This window comes from Formosa haliotis (genome assembly GCF_001685485.1).
Taxonomy (GTDB): Bacteria; Bacteroidota; Bacteroidia; order Flavobacteriales; family Flavobacteriaceae; genus Formosa; species Formosa haliotis.
In genome coordinates, this window is record NZ_BDEL01000001.1 from 247,512 (window position 1) to 263,834 (window position 16,323).

Genomic DNA, 16,323 nt, shown 5'->3' on the forward strand with positions numbered 1-16,323 from the left:
TTTCAAATTTAGACTAGATTTTTTAAGTTTTCTAGAGCTTTAGTTATTTTTTATGATTCAGGATATTTCTAAACTAAAGACATCAAAATAATTTTTAAGTGATGTTCTACCTTTAATATACAATAAATAAGTCAATTTTATATTGGCTACTGTATTCACTTTAAACTAAAACCAGAAAAATACATAGTTATACGTATTGTGTGCAGTAATATTGCTCGAAGTAATGATTTTCGAATATTTGAAGTGACTGAAGATCTTTTTTCGATATTTGGAGGAAATTTAAAAGCTGAAGATGGTTTTTTTATTAACATTGGAAATGACCTAGCGCTTTTTTAAAAACGATTTTAGCCATAACCCCGATTTTTTTATAATGCGTTCTTGGCTTTTAAAATTGGTATAGAACAATCCAAATCTTGGTTTTATGCCTTCTGCCCATTCAAAATTATCTACCAAAGTCCAGAAAAAATAACCTTGTACTGGAATGTTATTTTCTATAGCCTTTAAGGTGTATTTAAAAGTCTTTTTAAAATAGGAAATTCGATTTTTGTCAAGGATTTTCCCATCCTCTAATTCATCTTCAAAACAGATACCAGATTCTGTAATGTAAATGGCTTTTATTTGTTGGTATTGATTAAATTGTTGAAGCACTTTGTATAACCCTTTTGGATAAATTTCTAAATCCATAGCATTTATATTCACATTTCTTTTTGCCGCTGGTACCTCGGTGGCAAATAAAATAGGAGGGAAAAGACTAAATTTGGCCACCACTTTAAAATAATATTGCACCCCAATAAAATCGAAATCAAAAGGCATTAATGCATCGTCACCCGGTAAAACATATTTTTCTATACGTTTTAAACCAGGAATAGTTTCGGTGGGATACCCGAGCCCCAAAGCGGGTTCTAAAAAAAACGATTCAGTAAAGCATCAAGGCGTTCTGCTGCCTTTTTATGAATAATACGTCTGTTTATTGGCCGTACATAAGAGCAAGAAAAGGAAGTTCCTATGTTGGCCTGTTCCACATTTTTTCGAACAATGCGTCCTCCAATAGCCTGACAAAGGGTGGCGTGATGAGCGGCAGGTAAAAAATTTCGTAAGCCTTTCTTTCCTGGAGCGTGCATCCCCATAAAATAGCCTAAGCCAATAAAACTCATAGGTTCGTTTAAAATGATCCATGTTTTTACTTTAGATCCGTATTCTTTAGTACAAAACGTAACATAGCTTTCAAACCAATCTAAAATCGCTCTGTTGGTCCATCCTCCCTGATCCTGTAGGGCTTGAGGTAAATCCCAATGATATAAAGTTATCCAAGGTTCAATATTTAAACTCAAACAGTAATCTATAACATCGTGATAAAAAGCTACACCTTCCGGATTAACGTCTCCTGTTCCTAAAGGAAATAGACGAGACCAGGACAATGAAAATCGGAAGCAATCTAAATGTAAAGCTTTAACGTTTAGAATATCGTCTTTATAATACGTGTAGAAATCTGTTGCTGTATTACCGTTTCCTTTTTTAAACTGACTGCGATTGGTAAATGTATCCCAAATAGACGGACCTTTACCATGGGTGTTATATGCACCTTCGTTTTGATACGCCGAGATTGTTACGCCCCATTTAAATGATTTTGGAAAATGTTTAGATTTCACAAGCTTAGGTACTCAAGCCTTTTTTGCTGGATTTAAAGCTTGGTTTAATGATAAAAGTAAACTTTACATATGAAGTTTATAGTAATTAAACTTTAAGAATAGATTAAGGATTCTGGCTAAGTGCGACTGCTTTATTCTAGGTTGGTTTAACTACCTTTGTAAGGTTTCCTCTAAAAAGGTCGTCTACATAATCCAATAAAATTGTAAAACGAGTTAGTATATGATGAGTCATCCAGATTTAAAAACAATCAAATTTTCGGTATTAGATTTAGTTCCTGTTTTACAAGGGCATTCTCATCAGCAATCGATGCAAAATTCTCTAGCCTTAGCGCAACATGTTGAATCTTTAGGATATGAAAGGTTCTGGATCTCTGAACATCATAATATGGATAGTATTGTAAGCTCGGCCACTGTTGTTTTGTTAGGTTATGTGGCCCAAGGCACCAACTCTATCCGGGTAGGATCTGGTGGTATTATGTTACCAAATCACGCTCCTTTGGTCGTTGCAGAACAGTTTGGGACCTTAGCCACATTATATCCAAACCGAATCGATTTAGGTTTAGGAAGAGCTCCCGGAACAGACCAACGTACGGCCATGGCTTTGCGTCGAGATCGACAAGAAACGGTGCAAGATTTTCCGAATAATATTAACGAATTGCAAGCATTCTTTTCTAATAATAATCCGCACGAAGCCGTTCGTGCTATCCCGGGTGAAGGCCTAGAAATTCCCTTATATTTATTGGGCTCCAGTACATTTAGTGCAGAACTGGCCGCTTCTAAAGGGTTGCCTTATGCTTTTGCTAGCCATTTTGCTCCGGCACATTTATTTGATGCGCTCCATATTTATAATAATAAATTCACTGCATCGTCTTCTTTGCAACAACCGTATAGCATGGCGTGTGTAAATGTAATTGCGGCAGAAACAGATGAAGAAGCCCATGTATTGGCAACAAGTTTATATCAATTAGCTATGGGTATTGTTAGCAATACGCGCAGGCCGTTACAACCACCAATAGCTACAATGGATGGTATTTGGAATGAACCTCAAAAAGCTATGATTAGTAATATGCTACATTATACTTTTATAGGGTCTAAGGCCACTGTGGAAAAGCAATTAACAGATTTTGTGTCTAAAACGCGTATACAAGAGCTTATTGTTGTATCGCATATTTACGATTTAGAGGCTAGAAAGTTATCTTATACTATTTGAGCGAGATTTTTAATGGCTAATTCTTTATAGATTTCTTTATTTAATTAACCAAATCTATGTGTTACATTCCTGAATTGTATGTATCCAAAATTAATAGCAAATGAGGTTGTGCCAATTGCAATTTTAACCTAGTAAATAGAATATCTTATCCATTTAAATTAATCTGCCATTTTTAATTTGTATTCTAAAAAAACAAAGTCGGTTTAAACGTCCTGAATGTTTTAGTTAAGTGCAAAAGGTGTAGTTTTCTGACAAATTCACACTTTAGTCATCTTAAAATGGCGTTTTTAATTGTCTCTAAATTTAGCTGAATTTTCTCCTCCTATATATATAGGTATAACACTGACAATTTTATTCTACTTAAAACCTCTTCTCTTAAAAACAAGAGTTCTTAAATTATTAAATAATAATGTGTTAGCGAAATCGATTTCGTAAATTTTCGAAACTTTTATCCCTTAATCTTTTAAGAATATAGACCTATTTAAGGTGAAAAAAGAGGCCGGAAATTGACTTTTTTAGGGTGAAAATTGGAAAGGTTTTAGATGAAAAATCCTTTTTTGAGGGCGCAAAAGTAGTTAATCTGACGTTCAAAAACTTCAAAATTTTAAATTTAAGAAAACTTTAAGAGTGTTAGAATTATCAATTACATAATTCTAAAGGGTCTATTTTCACAAAATATAGGTTTAATTAAAGATTTATTGAGATTAAGTAGATTATTGATTAGGAATTTTTAAAGACTACGGAAATATATCGAAAGGTGACACTTGTCATGTTTTGAACTTGGCTTTCTCACGAAATTTGTAATGTAAAATTAATCAAGGATTTTAATAAACAGAAAGATGAAAGTAGCAGAGTTAGAAAAAGAAAGTTTGTCAACTGAAGGATTCCAAAACGGAGATTGGAATACATCTGTAAATGTACGTGATTTCGTATACAGGAATATTACACCTTACCACGGAACTCACGATTTTTTAATTGGACCAAGTGAACGTACTCAAAAACTTTGGGAAGTATGTAAAAGTGCAACTCAAATTGAAAGAAATAATAATGGAGTACATTCTGTAGATACAGATACTGTTTCAGGAATTGCAAATTTTGAAGCAGGTTATATAGATAAAGAAAACGAAGTAATTGTTGGTTTACAAACCGATGGTTTACTTAAAAGAGCTATGAAGCCTTTTGGTGGGTATAAAGTTGTGCAAAAAGCATTAGAAGAGCACGGTTTAAAACCAGCAAACGCAGTAAATGATTTATTCTCTAAATATGTAAAAACGCATAATGATGGTGTTTTTGATGCTTATAATGCAGAAATCAGAAAATTTAGATCGTTAGGTTTTTTAACAGGTTTACCAGATAATTATGCACGTGGTAGAATTATTGGTGATTACCGTAGAGTAGCTTTATATGGAATTAATAGTCTTATTGAGGCTAAAAAACAAGATTTAGCAAATATTGAAGGTCCTATGACCGATGCCGTTATTCGCTTAAGAGAAGAAGTTTCTGAGCAAATTAAAGCATTAAAGGATATGATTGCTATGGGTAATGCTTATGGTCTTGAGTTAGGTCGTCCTGCTGCAAATGCACGTGAGGCTGTACAATGGACATACATGGCGTACTTAGCAGCTGTTAAAGAACAAGATGGTGCTGCAATGTCTTTAGGTAATGTATCTACATTCTTAGATATTTTTATTGAAAGAGATTTGAAAAATGAAGTAATCGGAGAAATTGAAGCTCAAGAGTATATCGACCAATTCGTAATGAAATTAAGAATGGTTCGTCACTTAAGAATGTCTGCTTACGATGAAATTTTTGCAGGAGATCCAACTTGGGTAACAGAAGCTATTGGTGGTATGTTTGCCGACGGTCGTACAAAAGTAACTAAAACGGCTTTCCGTTTCTTACATACGTTATACAACCTAGGGCCATCACCAGAACCAAACATGACTGTTTTATGGTCGCCATCATTACCTGAAAACTTCAGAAAATATTGTGCTAAAGTAGCTATAGATACCTCTTCAATTCAGTTTGAAAACGACGATTTAATGCGTACACTAAGAGGATCTGATGATTACGGTATTGCATGTTGTGTGTCTTACCAAGAAATTGGAAAGCAAATTCAGTTCTTCGGTGCGCGTACTAACTTAGCTAAGACTTTATTATTAGCAGTAAACGGTGGACGTTGTGAAGAAACTGGAACACTAATGGTAGACGGAATAGCTCCAGATAACGATGAGTATTTAGACTTCGATAAAGTAATGGCTAATTTTAAATTAGCAATGGTAGATGTAGCACGTGTTTATAACGATTCTATGAACATTATTCACTACATGCACGATAAATATTACTACGAAAAAGCTCAAATGGCTTTAATCGATACGAATCCAGCAATTAATATCGCTTATGGTATTGCAGGGTTATCAATTGTAGCAGATTCATTATCAGCAATTAAATATGCGAAAGTAAAACCAATCAGAAATGAAGAAGGTTTAACTGTAAGCTTCGAAATAGAAGGTGATTTCCCTAAATATGGAAATGACGACGATAGAGTAGATGTATTTGCTCATGATGCAGTAGAAGACTTTAACAACGAGTTGAAAAAATTAGCGGTTTACAAAAATGCAGAGCCAACTATGTCTGTACTTACTATTACGTCTAACGTAGTATACGGTAAAAAGACAGGTGCAACTCCAGACGGTAGAGCTAAAGGTGTGGCTTTTGCACCAGGAGCAAACCCAATGCACGGACGTGACACTAACGGAGCAATTGCTTCATTAAACTCGGTTGCAAAAATAGACTATAAAGATTCATTAGATGGTGTATCTAATACCTTCTCAATAGTTCCTAAATCTTTAGGTTCTACAGAAGAAGATCGTATTAACAACTTAGTGGCAACACTAACAGGATACTTCTCTAATGGTGCACAACACCTTAACGTGAATGTGTTAGACAAAGACACTTTATTAGATGCGATGGAGCATCCAGAAAATCACCCGCAATTAACAATTCGTGTGTCTGGATATGCTGTTAACTTTGTAAGGTTAACAAGAGAACAACAATTAGAGGTAATTTCTCGTTCTTTCCACGAATCTATGTAAACTAAACTCTGTTTATATTAATACCCTGAGGTATTCAAAATTTAGAAGACACTGATTTATAACTATAGCTTTTATAATCTCCCCTAAAAAGTGTAACTTGTTTTTTGAATACCTCTTTTTTTTAATCTAAACCTTACTATTATTAAAACTTCAAATATTACTTTAAGCGTTCATTCTATTGAGTCTTTTGGTACTCATGATGGACCAGGAATACGTATGGTTGTGTTTTTACAAGGCTGTAAATTAAAATGTCAGTATTGCCATAACCCGGATACGATAGACACTCAAGGGGGAACAGAATATGATATTGAAGACCTTGTAAAACGTGCAGTAAGAATGAAATCTTACTTTGGTGACAATGGAGGTGTAACAGTTTCGGGAGGAGAACCTTTATTACAAGCCAAAAGCTTAATTCCGTTTTTTAAGCGATTAAAAGAAGAAGGCATCCATACAAACTTAGATACTAACGGCCGTTTATTAAATAATCCAACTAAAGAATTATTAGACGATTATGCCGATTTAGTAATGCTGGATATTAAACATATGAATGAAGAAGGGTTTCAAAAAATTGCGGGAGCGAAAAACAAAGAAACCACCTTTAATTTTGCAAAATATAGAGAGGAATCTGGTAAAAAAATGTGGTTACGCTACGTTTTAATTCCTGGAATTACCAACACTCCAGAATTGCTTCATCAATTAGGAGACTACTTTAAAGATTATAAAACTATAGAGCAAATAGAACTTCAGCCATATCATAAATTAGGAATTCATAAATGGGAAGCATTAGGCTGGGACTACGAATTAAAAGATGCCAGAGAAAATACTCAGGAGGAATTAGATGAGGCTAAAGCCATTTTAGAAACCTATTTTAAGAAGGTTAAGATTAATTAATATCAGCTTATTATTTACTTTAAAAAACGATCATGAATTCACCTAAAGAAGGTATAAAAATAGTAAATGAAATTGCGCTTAATAAAGAAGGATACACCGTAAGTAAAACCTTAATTCTTGCGTTTTTGGCAGGGGCTTATGTTGCCTTTGGTGGTTTATTAGCGATTATTATTTCTGGAGGCTCTCCAGGTATTGCAGCTAATAATCCAGGCTTAGCAAAGTTTTTATTTGGTGCAGCATTCCCATTAGGACTTATTCTTGTTGTACTTGTAGGCGCAGAACTTTTTACTGGTAATAATGCCTATTTTATTCCTAATATTTTAACCAAAAGACAACGTGCAATGGCCATGTTTAAAAACTGGGGATTGGTATATTTTGGAAACTTTATTGGAGCCATGTTCATTGCTTATGTAATTACACATTTAACACATCTTGTAAGTAGTGAACCCTATATAAATACGGTTTTTAAAATAGCTAATAGTAAAACGAGCAACCCATTTTTAGTAACTTTTATTAAAGGTGTCGGAGCCAATTGGTTGGTTTGTCTTGCTCTTTGGCAAGGTATCGCAGCAAAAAGTTCTAGTGGTAAAATTTTAGCCATTTGGATTCCTGTAATGGCGTTTGTAACTATGGGATTTGAACACAGTATTGCTAATATGTATTTTATACCTCTAGCTATAATGGAAGGTGCAGATATTACTTGGGCTACCTTTGTAACTAAAAATTTAATTCCTGCTACTATGGGGAATATTGTTGGAGGAGCCTTATTTGTTGGGTTACCATACGGGTACTTATTTGGAAAAACAGAAAACTAAACTTTACAAAATATTAAAGTATAAAACATCAAACGTGCTCTTTCGGGCAAACTACTAAATTTTAACTAGCTTAAGAGGTCGTCTAAAAACCAATTAGGCGACCTTTTATTTTTTGAACATTTTGGGTTTAATCAGGATTTTCTTTTTTACTTAGTAATTCGAGTCTAGTTAAAAATAGGCACTGTGATTTTATATGGCTAAACTCACTTTTTTAAGGTTATGTGCCATTGCAATAAGTCCTATTTCGGTAATTACTTTATCAAGTCCTCTTAACATAAACCTTTTGAAGTTCATATTGTGTTTAATATTACCAAAAACAGCTTCAACATCCCAGCAACGCTGTTTTCTATGAGCAACTCCTTCTGGGCTTAATAATTTTTGTTTGGCTTTTGCTTTGAGTCTAACCAATTTGTGATTCCTCTCTATAATGCGGTTGTATTTTGATTGATGACAGAGACTCCGGAGCTGGCATCCGAAGCAATTCTTAGCCTGATATCTATCGATTTTTTGTTCATATCCTGTAGCTGTTTGTCTTATGTAGCTACCAATATTTTCCATAGGTTGTCCCATAGGACAGTAATACGTATCTGTATTATGGTTATAAAAAAGTTTATCTGCTGCAAATGGATTTTTAGTCTTACCTCGTTTCTCATCTAACTGTTCTTTATGGAAGTAATTGTACTTAACAAAAGCTTCGATATTCTGATCTTCCAGATAGGTGTAATTTTCATCACTACCATAACCTGCATCTGCTGTTAAGGCTTGTGGAGCTTTGCCATATCCCTTAATAAAATCTTCTGTATGCTCTATAAGTGTGGTGGTATCTGCCGTAGTTTGTGCAAGGGTGTAATTGGTAATAAACTGATTGTTGGTAGATGCTTGCAAATTATATCCTGGTTTGAGCTGTCCATTTAGCATATGGTCTTCTTTCATTTTCATAAAAGTAGCATCAGGATCTGTCTTGCTCATTGAGTTGCGACTCCCCATGTGCTGCTGGTAGGTATTATATTTTGCTATATTCCCAGGCCAGTTCTTTTTGGCATAGTTAAGCTTTTGCTTCACTTTTTTATCAATCTCTTTTCCTTGGAGTGCTTGATTAATTTTATCTATGGTTTGGGAGACTTGCTCAGGATTTATCGCTTTAAAATTATCTGGCTCGTTAGGCTTTTGTTCTTCTTCTGCATATACCGTCTCTACATAACGCCATAGTTCTTTGAGTTGTTTTTCAATACGTGAGCGTGAGGTTTTAATGCTTTTGCCCCATACAAAAGTATAGCGATTAGCATTGGCTTCTATTTTGGTGCCATCAACATAAATATCTTTTAAACTCAAGTAACCTTCCTTAGCAAGGAGAATAACAACTTGATTAAATATCTTTTTAAAATTCCCTTTGAGTTTTCCTGAACGAAAATTACTGATGGTATTATGATCGGGTTGGATACAACCACTAAGCCACATAAAATGAACGTTTTCTCCCAAGGCTTGTTCTATTTTGCGAGAAGAATATAAATTACGAAGATAGGCGTAGATTAAAATTTTGAGTAAATCTCTTGGGTGATAGCTAGAAGTACCACCTCCTTTATAGGTGTTTTCTATAGAACGAATGTCTATCTGATTTAAAATACTATTTACAATACGCACAGGGTGATGTTCTGGAACAAAATCATCATAACTCGGAGGAAGAAGACTCAATTGTGTCTGACTATTGGTCTTCCATACAATGTTGCTTTTCATACTTTTAAAATACGAAAAACTGAACTTTTGATAAAATCTAAACCAAAAAAAAGAGGCTGCCTTTTTAGACAACCTCTTTTGTTTTTTGAGGTTTTATTAATTTACTACATTACTACATTACTACATTACTACATTACTACATTACTACATTGTTACATTGTTAATAGTATAATAAAAAAAGCCCCGTAAAATATACAGGGCTTAATAATAGGTAACATCGGATATAAGGTTTATGCAGCTGTCAATTTTTGGTGAATTAACGATTGCCATGTGTTTATTATTTGAAGTTCGCCACTTAACTGCATATTTTTATCTTCATTATAAAATTCAAATTGAGGTGCTACATTAGTTTGATCTGTAGGGATAAAGCCTAACTTTAGCGTTTCTATGGCGTGAGCACTGCTTTTAGCGTTTAAATGTTTCCCTGTTTTAATTGTATTACAATCTTTATAATTCGATAAATCTAAGCATTCTTCAATAGTATTATCTATGCCTTTCTTAAAGAAAAGGACAAGGTTTTTTACCTCGTCTAATCCAATTATAAAATCAGATCCTACATCGTATTTACTTATAGAAGCATTATATTTTTGAGCGATTTGAGTTAAAGATTTCAACATTTGTTTTTTTCTTTTTCTGCTATTAGTTGTTGTTAATATAAATGGTAATGCGCAGATTGCTATAAAGATAGCACTTAAGATAAGTGTTCCAGTATTCATTTTTTTAGTCTTTAAATTATTGTATAGTAAAAGTGGGGTATATAAAATATACCCAAAAGCCTTATGTTTAGTGTTTTAAACACTAATTATAGACTAGGAATTACCAGAAATAATGAAAAGGAAAAATGGCATCGTTTTTACGATGATTAACCAAAGTATTGGTTTGGTATTTGGAATATTGTGAAATTTGAGCAAGAACGTATGGTTCTTTATAATTTGAAATCCAACCTGAATTTTGGAATGGAATTTTTAAAAATTGCCCGGATGAAGGATTAAAGGAAAAACTAAAAGTTTCAGATTCTGAAGTAAGTGTTATAAGTGATTTTGAAACAGAAGAAATTTTCTGTTGCGATTCAGAATGCTTAGAATTCAGCTCGAAAGTTTCTGGTATAGGCTGTGATGCACTATAGAGTGCAAAACAGTAGATAAGGCAAAATAACATGCCCCCAGAAAATTTAATAAGCTTTTTCATAGCACAAATATAAATTTAATTCTAACTCAAATAACATTCAGCTAGGATTTTTTATAGTTAAATTTTTTGAAGGTAGCATGGTAATAAGCATGAATAAAATATTAATTATTAAAGCGGTTGGAGGACATGTTTTCAGAATGGGTTTCAGATACAAACTCCACTGTTTTAACCGATTTTGGTATAGTCATTAAAACCACGGCTGTCGATGTGTAAGTTTGTGTGCCTTGTTCTTTAACAGCATACTTAATTTCAGCATGAGAATTGTCAATAATCGTTTCCGATATACTAATCTGTTGTTTCTTATTGTTAGGTTTCGCTGTTATGGCTGCTATGTTATAATGTTCAAAATCGATAGCAGTTACCTCATTTTGCATAGTTTTAGCTACAGAGAAATAGGTTTCGAAATCCGATTGATTAGTAAAAACAAAGTGTCTAGTTCCTTCAGTATATTTAATGTTGTTTTGAGGAAAATATCCATTTATATAAGTTATATCATGCGTTTTTTGCATATCCGTATTGTTATGTGATAAACTATTTTTTTTAGATGGATTACATGACAAAAAAAATATAGAAAAAACAAGGAGTATCAAGGACTTTAAATTATTCATGATTTTGATTTATGTTATTTTTAATAAAAACTATGGAATTATAAACCAGCCATGGCTCCCTGCCACAGCTCCAACAATGGTGATTACACTTAGAATTAATAATACCCAATGAAGACGATGAATAATTTTGAAAGCTTTATCCGGATTTTTTTCAACTTCCTTTTTAAATAATTTATGAAGCACCAAAGGTTCTAAAACATATAGAATTAAAGTGAAAATAATCCACATAATGGTCATAGCATGAATCCACCAAAAACGATGATCTAGATAGCGGTCCCAGGCATCCATATCGTAAAGCATATAGAAACCAGTAAGTCCTGTAAGTAATGTTGTAATTTTAGCTTGTGTAGCGAATTTACCTTCAATATTTTCAAAAGTTTGAAGTTTATCTTCTTTAGAGTTCATTTTTTTTACCGCAGGCAAAATAACAGTGGTTACCATAGATACACCACCAATCCACAACACAACGGCCAATACATGAATAACTCTAGCAAGGGTAAAGGTTTCCAATTTGTAAGAATTTAGTTGTACTAAGATATAAAAAGCTGCAATTTTAATTGGAAATTTGTATCTATAAATTTGATAATTCTAAATTTCGGTATTCAATATTAAGAATTTGATATTCTATGTTAAATAATCGATTAGGATTTAATTTTAGAAGCCATACTAATTAGGAAGAAATTGTTTAGGTTGAACATTTTAGAAGGTTTCGTTCTAAACCTTTGTTTAGATATACGGTAACATATTCATAATAATTTTCTAACTTCTGTACTGGATTTTAGTATGATTTTTGGTGTAAAACTAAAATTCTATTATGGCATCAAATTACAATAGTAGACGTGGATTTATACAGAAAGCGTCATTAGCCCTAGGAGGCTTAATTCTAGCTCCTAATTTTATAAGTTGCAATACCGATGATGATTTTGAAAAGGATTATGATTATACACAATTAAGCATAAAGAATTTTAACCAAGGCGTTGCGAGTTTCGATCCTAGTAGCACTAGTGTTATTATTTGGACACGATACACCGCGGCAAATCATGACATTGTTTGGGAAGTATCTACAGATGCTGATTTCTCTCAAATAATAAGACAAGGAAAATTAACAACAGAAAGTTCTAGAGACAATACTTTAGCAGTAGAACTAACAGAATTAGATTCGGACTTAAAATTATACTATAGGTTTTTTAACGAGGCAGATAATGCAAAATCTGTGGTAGGAGAAACCATAACTTTGCCTGAAAACGCATCATCTGTAACATTAGCTGTATGTTCATGTTCAAATTATCAAGCGGGGTTATTCACTGCATATGATGCCATGGCAAATTCTGAAGCCGATATTATAGTTCATCTTGGGGATTATTTATATGAATATGGAGCAGGCGGGTATGGCGCGACCGATGAAAATGCATTTTTAAATAGACACCATGAACCAACTCACGAAATGCTGTCTTTAGAGGATTATAGAATACGGTATAAACAATACCGCTCGGATGTCTCGCTACAATTGGCTCATCAAAAAAAGCCGTTTATTTGCGTATGGGATGATCATGAGATAGCGAACGATACGTATATCGATGGTGCAGAAAATCATGATGAAACCACAGAAGGTTCTTTTGAGGTAAGAAAACAGGCAGCCCTTCAAGCTTATAGTGAGTTCTTACCTTTTTCTAGATTAACTGAAGCTAATAATAGTATTATTTATAGAACTATAAATATAGGAAACTTAATAGACCTTATTATGTTAGATACCCGAGTGATTGGTAGGGATAAACAACTTAATTTAGCCGATTATTATACCACTACAGGTTTCGATGCTTTAGGGTTTCAATCAGATTTAAGCGATGTTTCTCGAACACTTTTAGGAGAAGATCAACGCCAATGGTTAGTGAATAACATACAAAGTAGTTCTGCCAAATGGCAAGTTTTGGGACAACAAGTTTTAATGGGGCAAATGTTTGTGCCCTTAGAATTATTAACATCTTTTGGTCAGGCTAATTTTGTACAAATTCTAACCGAACTAGTTACTATTAAAACAAGAATGTTACAACAAGATCCTACAGTTACTCCAGAGGAAAAATCTCGTGTGTTAACAGCAATTCCGTATAATTTAGATGCATGGGATGGGTATGCAGCGGAACGTGAAATACTTTATCAAGCTTTAAACGGGAAAAAAATAGTTACACTTGCCGGGGATACACACAATGCTTGGCATAACACTTTAAAATCTCAAGATGGTACAGAAGTTGGAGTAGAACTGGCTACTTCTAGCATCAGCTCTCCTGGATTTGAAACGTATTTAGGAGATACAAATCCCGCATTACTTGAAGGATTTCAACAGGCAATGACGACATTAGTTGAAGGGCTAGAGTATTTTGATGCTTCTAGACGTGGCTATCTTTTAGCAACTTTTACAAATTCAGAACTTATTTCAGAATGGGTATATGTAGATACTATATTATCTGAAAGCTATACAGCAAAAGTAGGTCACTCCGTTACTTACACAACCTAGTGTTTTAAAATTAATTGATTTAGTCGACCTAGGCCTTAAGATGAGTTTTGTTTTAAGGCCTTTTAATTTGTATTTAAAATATTTACCCTAAGCAAGTGCTCTAGTTCTATTTGCTAAGGAGACATACCTACTACTGGAGGTAATTATTAATATATTCTTAGGGCATAGGATAAATGGTTCCGCTAATATGCATTTTATTTCAAAAAAAATCTTCTGGGAAAGGTTAAAGAGCAAATTCAAACCAAGAAAATTGATGAAATCCTAAATTTATACTCATACACTTTAGATATTATAGGACTGATAAATTAAGTAATTACAGGATACAAATAGTGATATTTTGTAATATATGATTTTAGAAAGTTTTAATTAAGAAATCTTTAATTCTATACTTATAAAATCAACTCAATGTATTCAATGTTTATCGTTTCGCATTAAAAGCTTACTTTAGTTAGCAATAAATTATCAAGTTTAATTTAAATGAATATCACCACATTCAATTCCTTTAAAAGTAGAAATTTCCGATTGTTTTTTATGGGACAATCGGTGTCTTTATTAGGGACTTGGATGCAAAAAACAGCCGTAAGTTGGGTGATTTACAGTTTAACCCAATCTAAATTTATGTTAGGGGTTACCGTTTTTGCCACATTGTTTCCAACGGCTTTAGTTTCGCTTTATGGCGGTGTTATAGCAGATAGGTATAACCGGCACAGGGTGTTGTTAATTACTCAAATCGTTTCGTTAATTCAAGCTGTATTACTTACACTTTCTATTGTTTATTTTAAAGATCATGCCGTTTGGACCATTATAGTTCTTAGTGCAATGTTAGGAATTATTAATGGGTTCGATGTGCCTGCAAGACAATCATTAGTTAGAGAAATGGTTAACGATAAAGCCGATTTACCCAACGCTTTAGCTCTAAACTCTTCTATGGTAAATCTTTCCAAATTAATTGGACCAGCATTGGCTGGTTTTATATTAGAATCGTTCGGAGACGAAGTTTGTTTTGGCTTAAATGCCGTGAGTTTTATTCCAGTAATTATGTCTCTGTTATTAATGCGATTGCCCAAGCAAGAGGCAAAAGTTAAAGTTGAAAAGAATATTAAAGCCGAGTTTAAAGAAGCTTTAAATTATATTAAACGCACACCAGAAATCTATTCCATCCTTATTTTTGTCGCTTTAATGAGTTTATTTGTGCTGTCATTTTCAACCTTAACACCAGCATTTGCTAAAGATGTCTTTAAGGGGTCTGCATCTACTTTAGGGGTTATCGATGGTGTTATTGGTTTTGGTGCATTTTTAGGAGCTATGTTTTTGGCTTCTTTAAAACCTGGAGCAAATTTAAGCAAGGTTTTGGCTATTAATTCTCTTGTTTTTGGAGTGGGATTGATTTTATTTTCAAAAACCACCAATTATTATTTAGCCTTGATATTTGTTATGATAGGAGCCTTCGGAATGATGTCTGTAAGAACCATTACAAATACCATTATTCAAATTAATGTACCTAACAAATTTAGAGGTCGAGTAATAAGTATTTATGTCATGATTCTAACCGGATTGTTGCCTATTGGTAGTTTAGCCATAGGTACTATATCGCATTATATTGGGGTGCAAGCTATGGTTTTAATTCAAGGTATAATCGCTATAATTATTGCATTATTTTATGGCAAATACCTCAAGAAAGAAAAATTAAAAATGCAGGCTGTAGCGCTATTAGAACAGCAACCAGAGCAAGGACTTGGTATTAGAAATGATTAGTTAGGGTTTTAACGCTTTAAGGGCATAAACCATAGGAATTTTAGATTCTAATCCCGCAATTTGAAAACGCTTCGTATCCATTTGCACGGTGTTATTAAAGCAATTATATGGAGAATAATCAAATTCCTGAAACGACTCTAGATTTAAATTCTGCTGAAGTAAACTTGTAAAAACCTCGGCTAAACTGTGATTCCAAGTTACCGATTCATGTGTAATATTTGCAGATGTGTCGGCATAACTTCCTGTTTCCATTTCAACAATCGCCTCGTTATTAAAATAACTGTAAGTAATGTCGTTAAAAGCATCGTTAAACATCCACACCACGGGGTGAAATTCAACAAAAATAAATTCTCCTTTAGGTTTTAAATAGGTCGAAATAAGTTGCGCCCATGGGTCTAAATCGGGTAGCCATCCTATAGTACCATAGCTGGTAAATACAATATCAAAACAATCATTAAGATGGTTGGGTAAATCATATACATCACAACAAATAAACTGAGCCTCGAGTTCTAAGGTTTCTGCTAATGTTCTAGCTTTGCTTATGGCAACATCAGACAAATCTACTCCGGTTACTTCGGCACCCATTCGTGCTAAAGTCAAGGTGTCTTGACCAAAATGACATTGTAAATGCAATATTTTTTTGCCCCTAATATCTCCTAATAATTCTAATTCTATGGGGTTTAAAGAAGATGTTCCTGCCATAAACCCTTTAAGGTCGTAAAATGCAGATTCAAGATGAACTTCGGTTTTCGCATTCCAAGCGGCTTTATTTACCGCTTTATAATTTGTTGTTTTATCCATATTGTATTGTGCAACCAATTTTTACACCTAACAAATTACATAAATTCTTTAAATAGTAACTTTTA

The 16,323-nt window shown here is 33.5% G+C and carries 12 protein-coding genes and 1 pseudogene; 6 read left to right on the forward strand and 7 right to left on the reverse strand.

The features are described 5' to 3' along the window. Positions 1-321: 321 nt before the first annotated feature. Positions 322-1,649, reverse strand: a pseudogene (locus A9D35_RS19595) (glycoside hydrolase family 1 protein). A 223-nt stretch (positions 1,650-1,872) separates the two neighbouring features. Here A9D35_RS19595 and A9D35_RS00930 point away from each other — a divergent pair. The 4 genes from A9D35_RS00930 (at position 1,873) to A9D35_RS00945 (ending at position 7,660) form a co-directional block, all read left to right on the forward strand. Then, a complete protein-coding gene (locus A9D35_RS00930; RefSeq protein ID WP_066225675.1) occupies positions 1,873-2,859 on the forward strand; it encodes an LLM class flavin-dependent oxidoreductase in 987 nt (328 codons plus the stop codon). An 839-nt stretch (positions 2,860-3,698) separates the two neighbouring features. Beyond that, positions 3,699-5,954, forward strand: a complete 2,256-nt coding sequence (gene pflB / locus A9D35_RS00935) for a formate C-acetyltransferase (protein WP_066217855.1) — start codon at positions 3,699-3,701, stop codon at positions 5,952-5,954. A 177-nt stretch (positions 5,955-6,131) separates the two neighbouring features. Then, a complete protein-coding gene (pflA, locus tag A9D35_RS00940; protein WP_262487500.1) occupies positions 6,132-6,845 on the forward strand; it encodes a pyruvate formate-lyase-activating protein in 714 nt (237 codons plus the stop codon). Positions 6,846-6,877: 32 nt separating this feature from the next. After that, entirely contained in the window at positions 6,878-7,660 is a 783-nt protein-coding gene (locus tag A9D35_RS00945; RefSeq protein WP_066217859.1) for a formate/nitrite transporter family protein, read from the forward strand. Positions 7,661-7,849: 189 nt separating this feature from the next. Here the strand turns inward: A9D35_RS00945 and A9D35_RS00950 are convergent, their stop codons facing one another. The 5 genes from A9D35_RS00950 to A9D35_RS00970 form a co-directional block, all read right to left on the reverse strand. Further along, on the reverse strand, positions 7,850-9,394 hold the full coding sequence (locus A9D35_RS00950; protein ID WP_066217549.1) for an IS1182 family transposase: 1,545 nt from the start codon (positions 9,392-9,394) through the stop codon (positions 7,850-7,852). A gap of 230 nt (positions 9,395-9,624) precedes the next feature. Further along, complete coding sequence (locus A9D35_RS00955) at positions 9,625-10,110, reverse strand: hypothetical protein (protein WP_066217862.1); 486 nt, start codon at positions 10,108-10,110, stop codon at positions 9,625-9,627. A 100-nt stretch (positions 10,111-10,210) separates the two neighbouring features. Next, positions 10,211-10,582, reverse strand: a complete 372-nt coding sequence (locus A9D35_RS00960; RefSeq protein ID WP_066217864.1) for a hypothetical protein — start codon at positions 10,580-10,582, stop codon at positions 10,211-10,213. Between the two features lie 101 nt (positions 10,583-10,683). Continuing rightward, positions 10,684-11,091 carry a hypothetical protein gene (locus tag A9D35_RS00965; protein WP_066217866.1) on the reverse strand — a complete coding sequence of 136 codons (408 nt, stop codon included), beginning with the start codon at positions 11,089-11,091 and terminating at the stop codon, positions 10,684-10,686. 129 nt (positions 11,092-11,220) lie between these two features. Beyond that, entirely contained in the window at positions 11,221-11,700 is a 480-nt protein-coding gene (locus tag A9D35_RS00970; protein WP_066217867.1) for a hypothetical protein, read from the reverse strand. Positions 11,701-12,004: 304 nt separating this feature from the next. On the opposite strand from A9D35_RS00970, the gene A9D35_RS00975 reads away from it, so the two are divergent. Next, a complete protein-coding gene (locus A9D35_RS00975) occupies positions 12,005-13,702 on the forward strand; it encodes an alkaline phosphatase D family protein (RefSeq protein ID WP_066217869.1) in 1,698 nt (565 codons plus the stop codon). A 477-nt stretch (positions 13,703-14,179) separates the two neighbouring features. Next, on the forward strand, positions 14,180-15,457 hold the full coding sequence (locus A9D35_RS00980; protein ID WP_066217871.1) for an MFS transporter: 1,278 nt from the start codon (positions 14,180-14,182) through the stop codon (positions 15,455-15,457). On the opposite strand, the gene A9D35_RS00985 is transcribed toward A9D35_RS00980, so the two are convergent. Continuing rightward, a complete protein-coding gene (locus A9D35_RS00985) occupies positions 15,458-16,258 on the reverse strand; it encodes a class I SAM-dependent methyltransferase (protein ID WP_066217873.1) in 801 nt (266 codons plus the stop codon). Positions 16,259-16,323 lie beyond the last annotated feature (65 nt).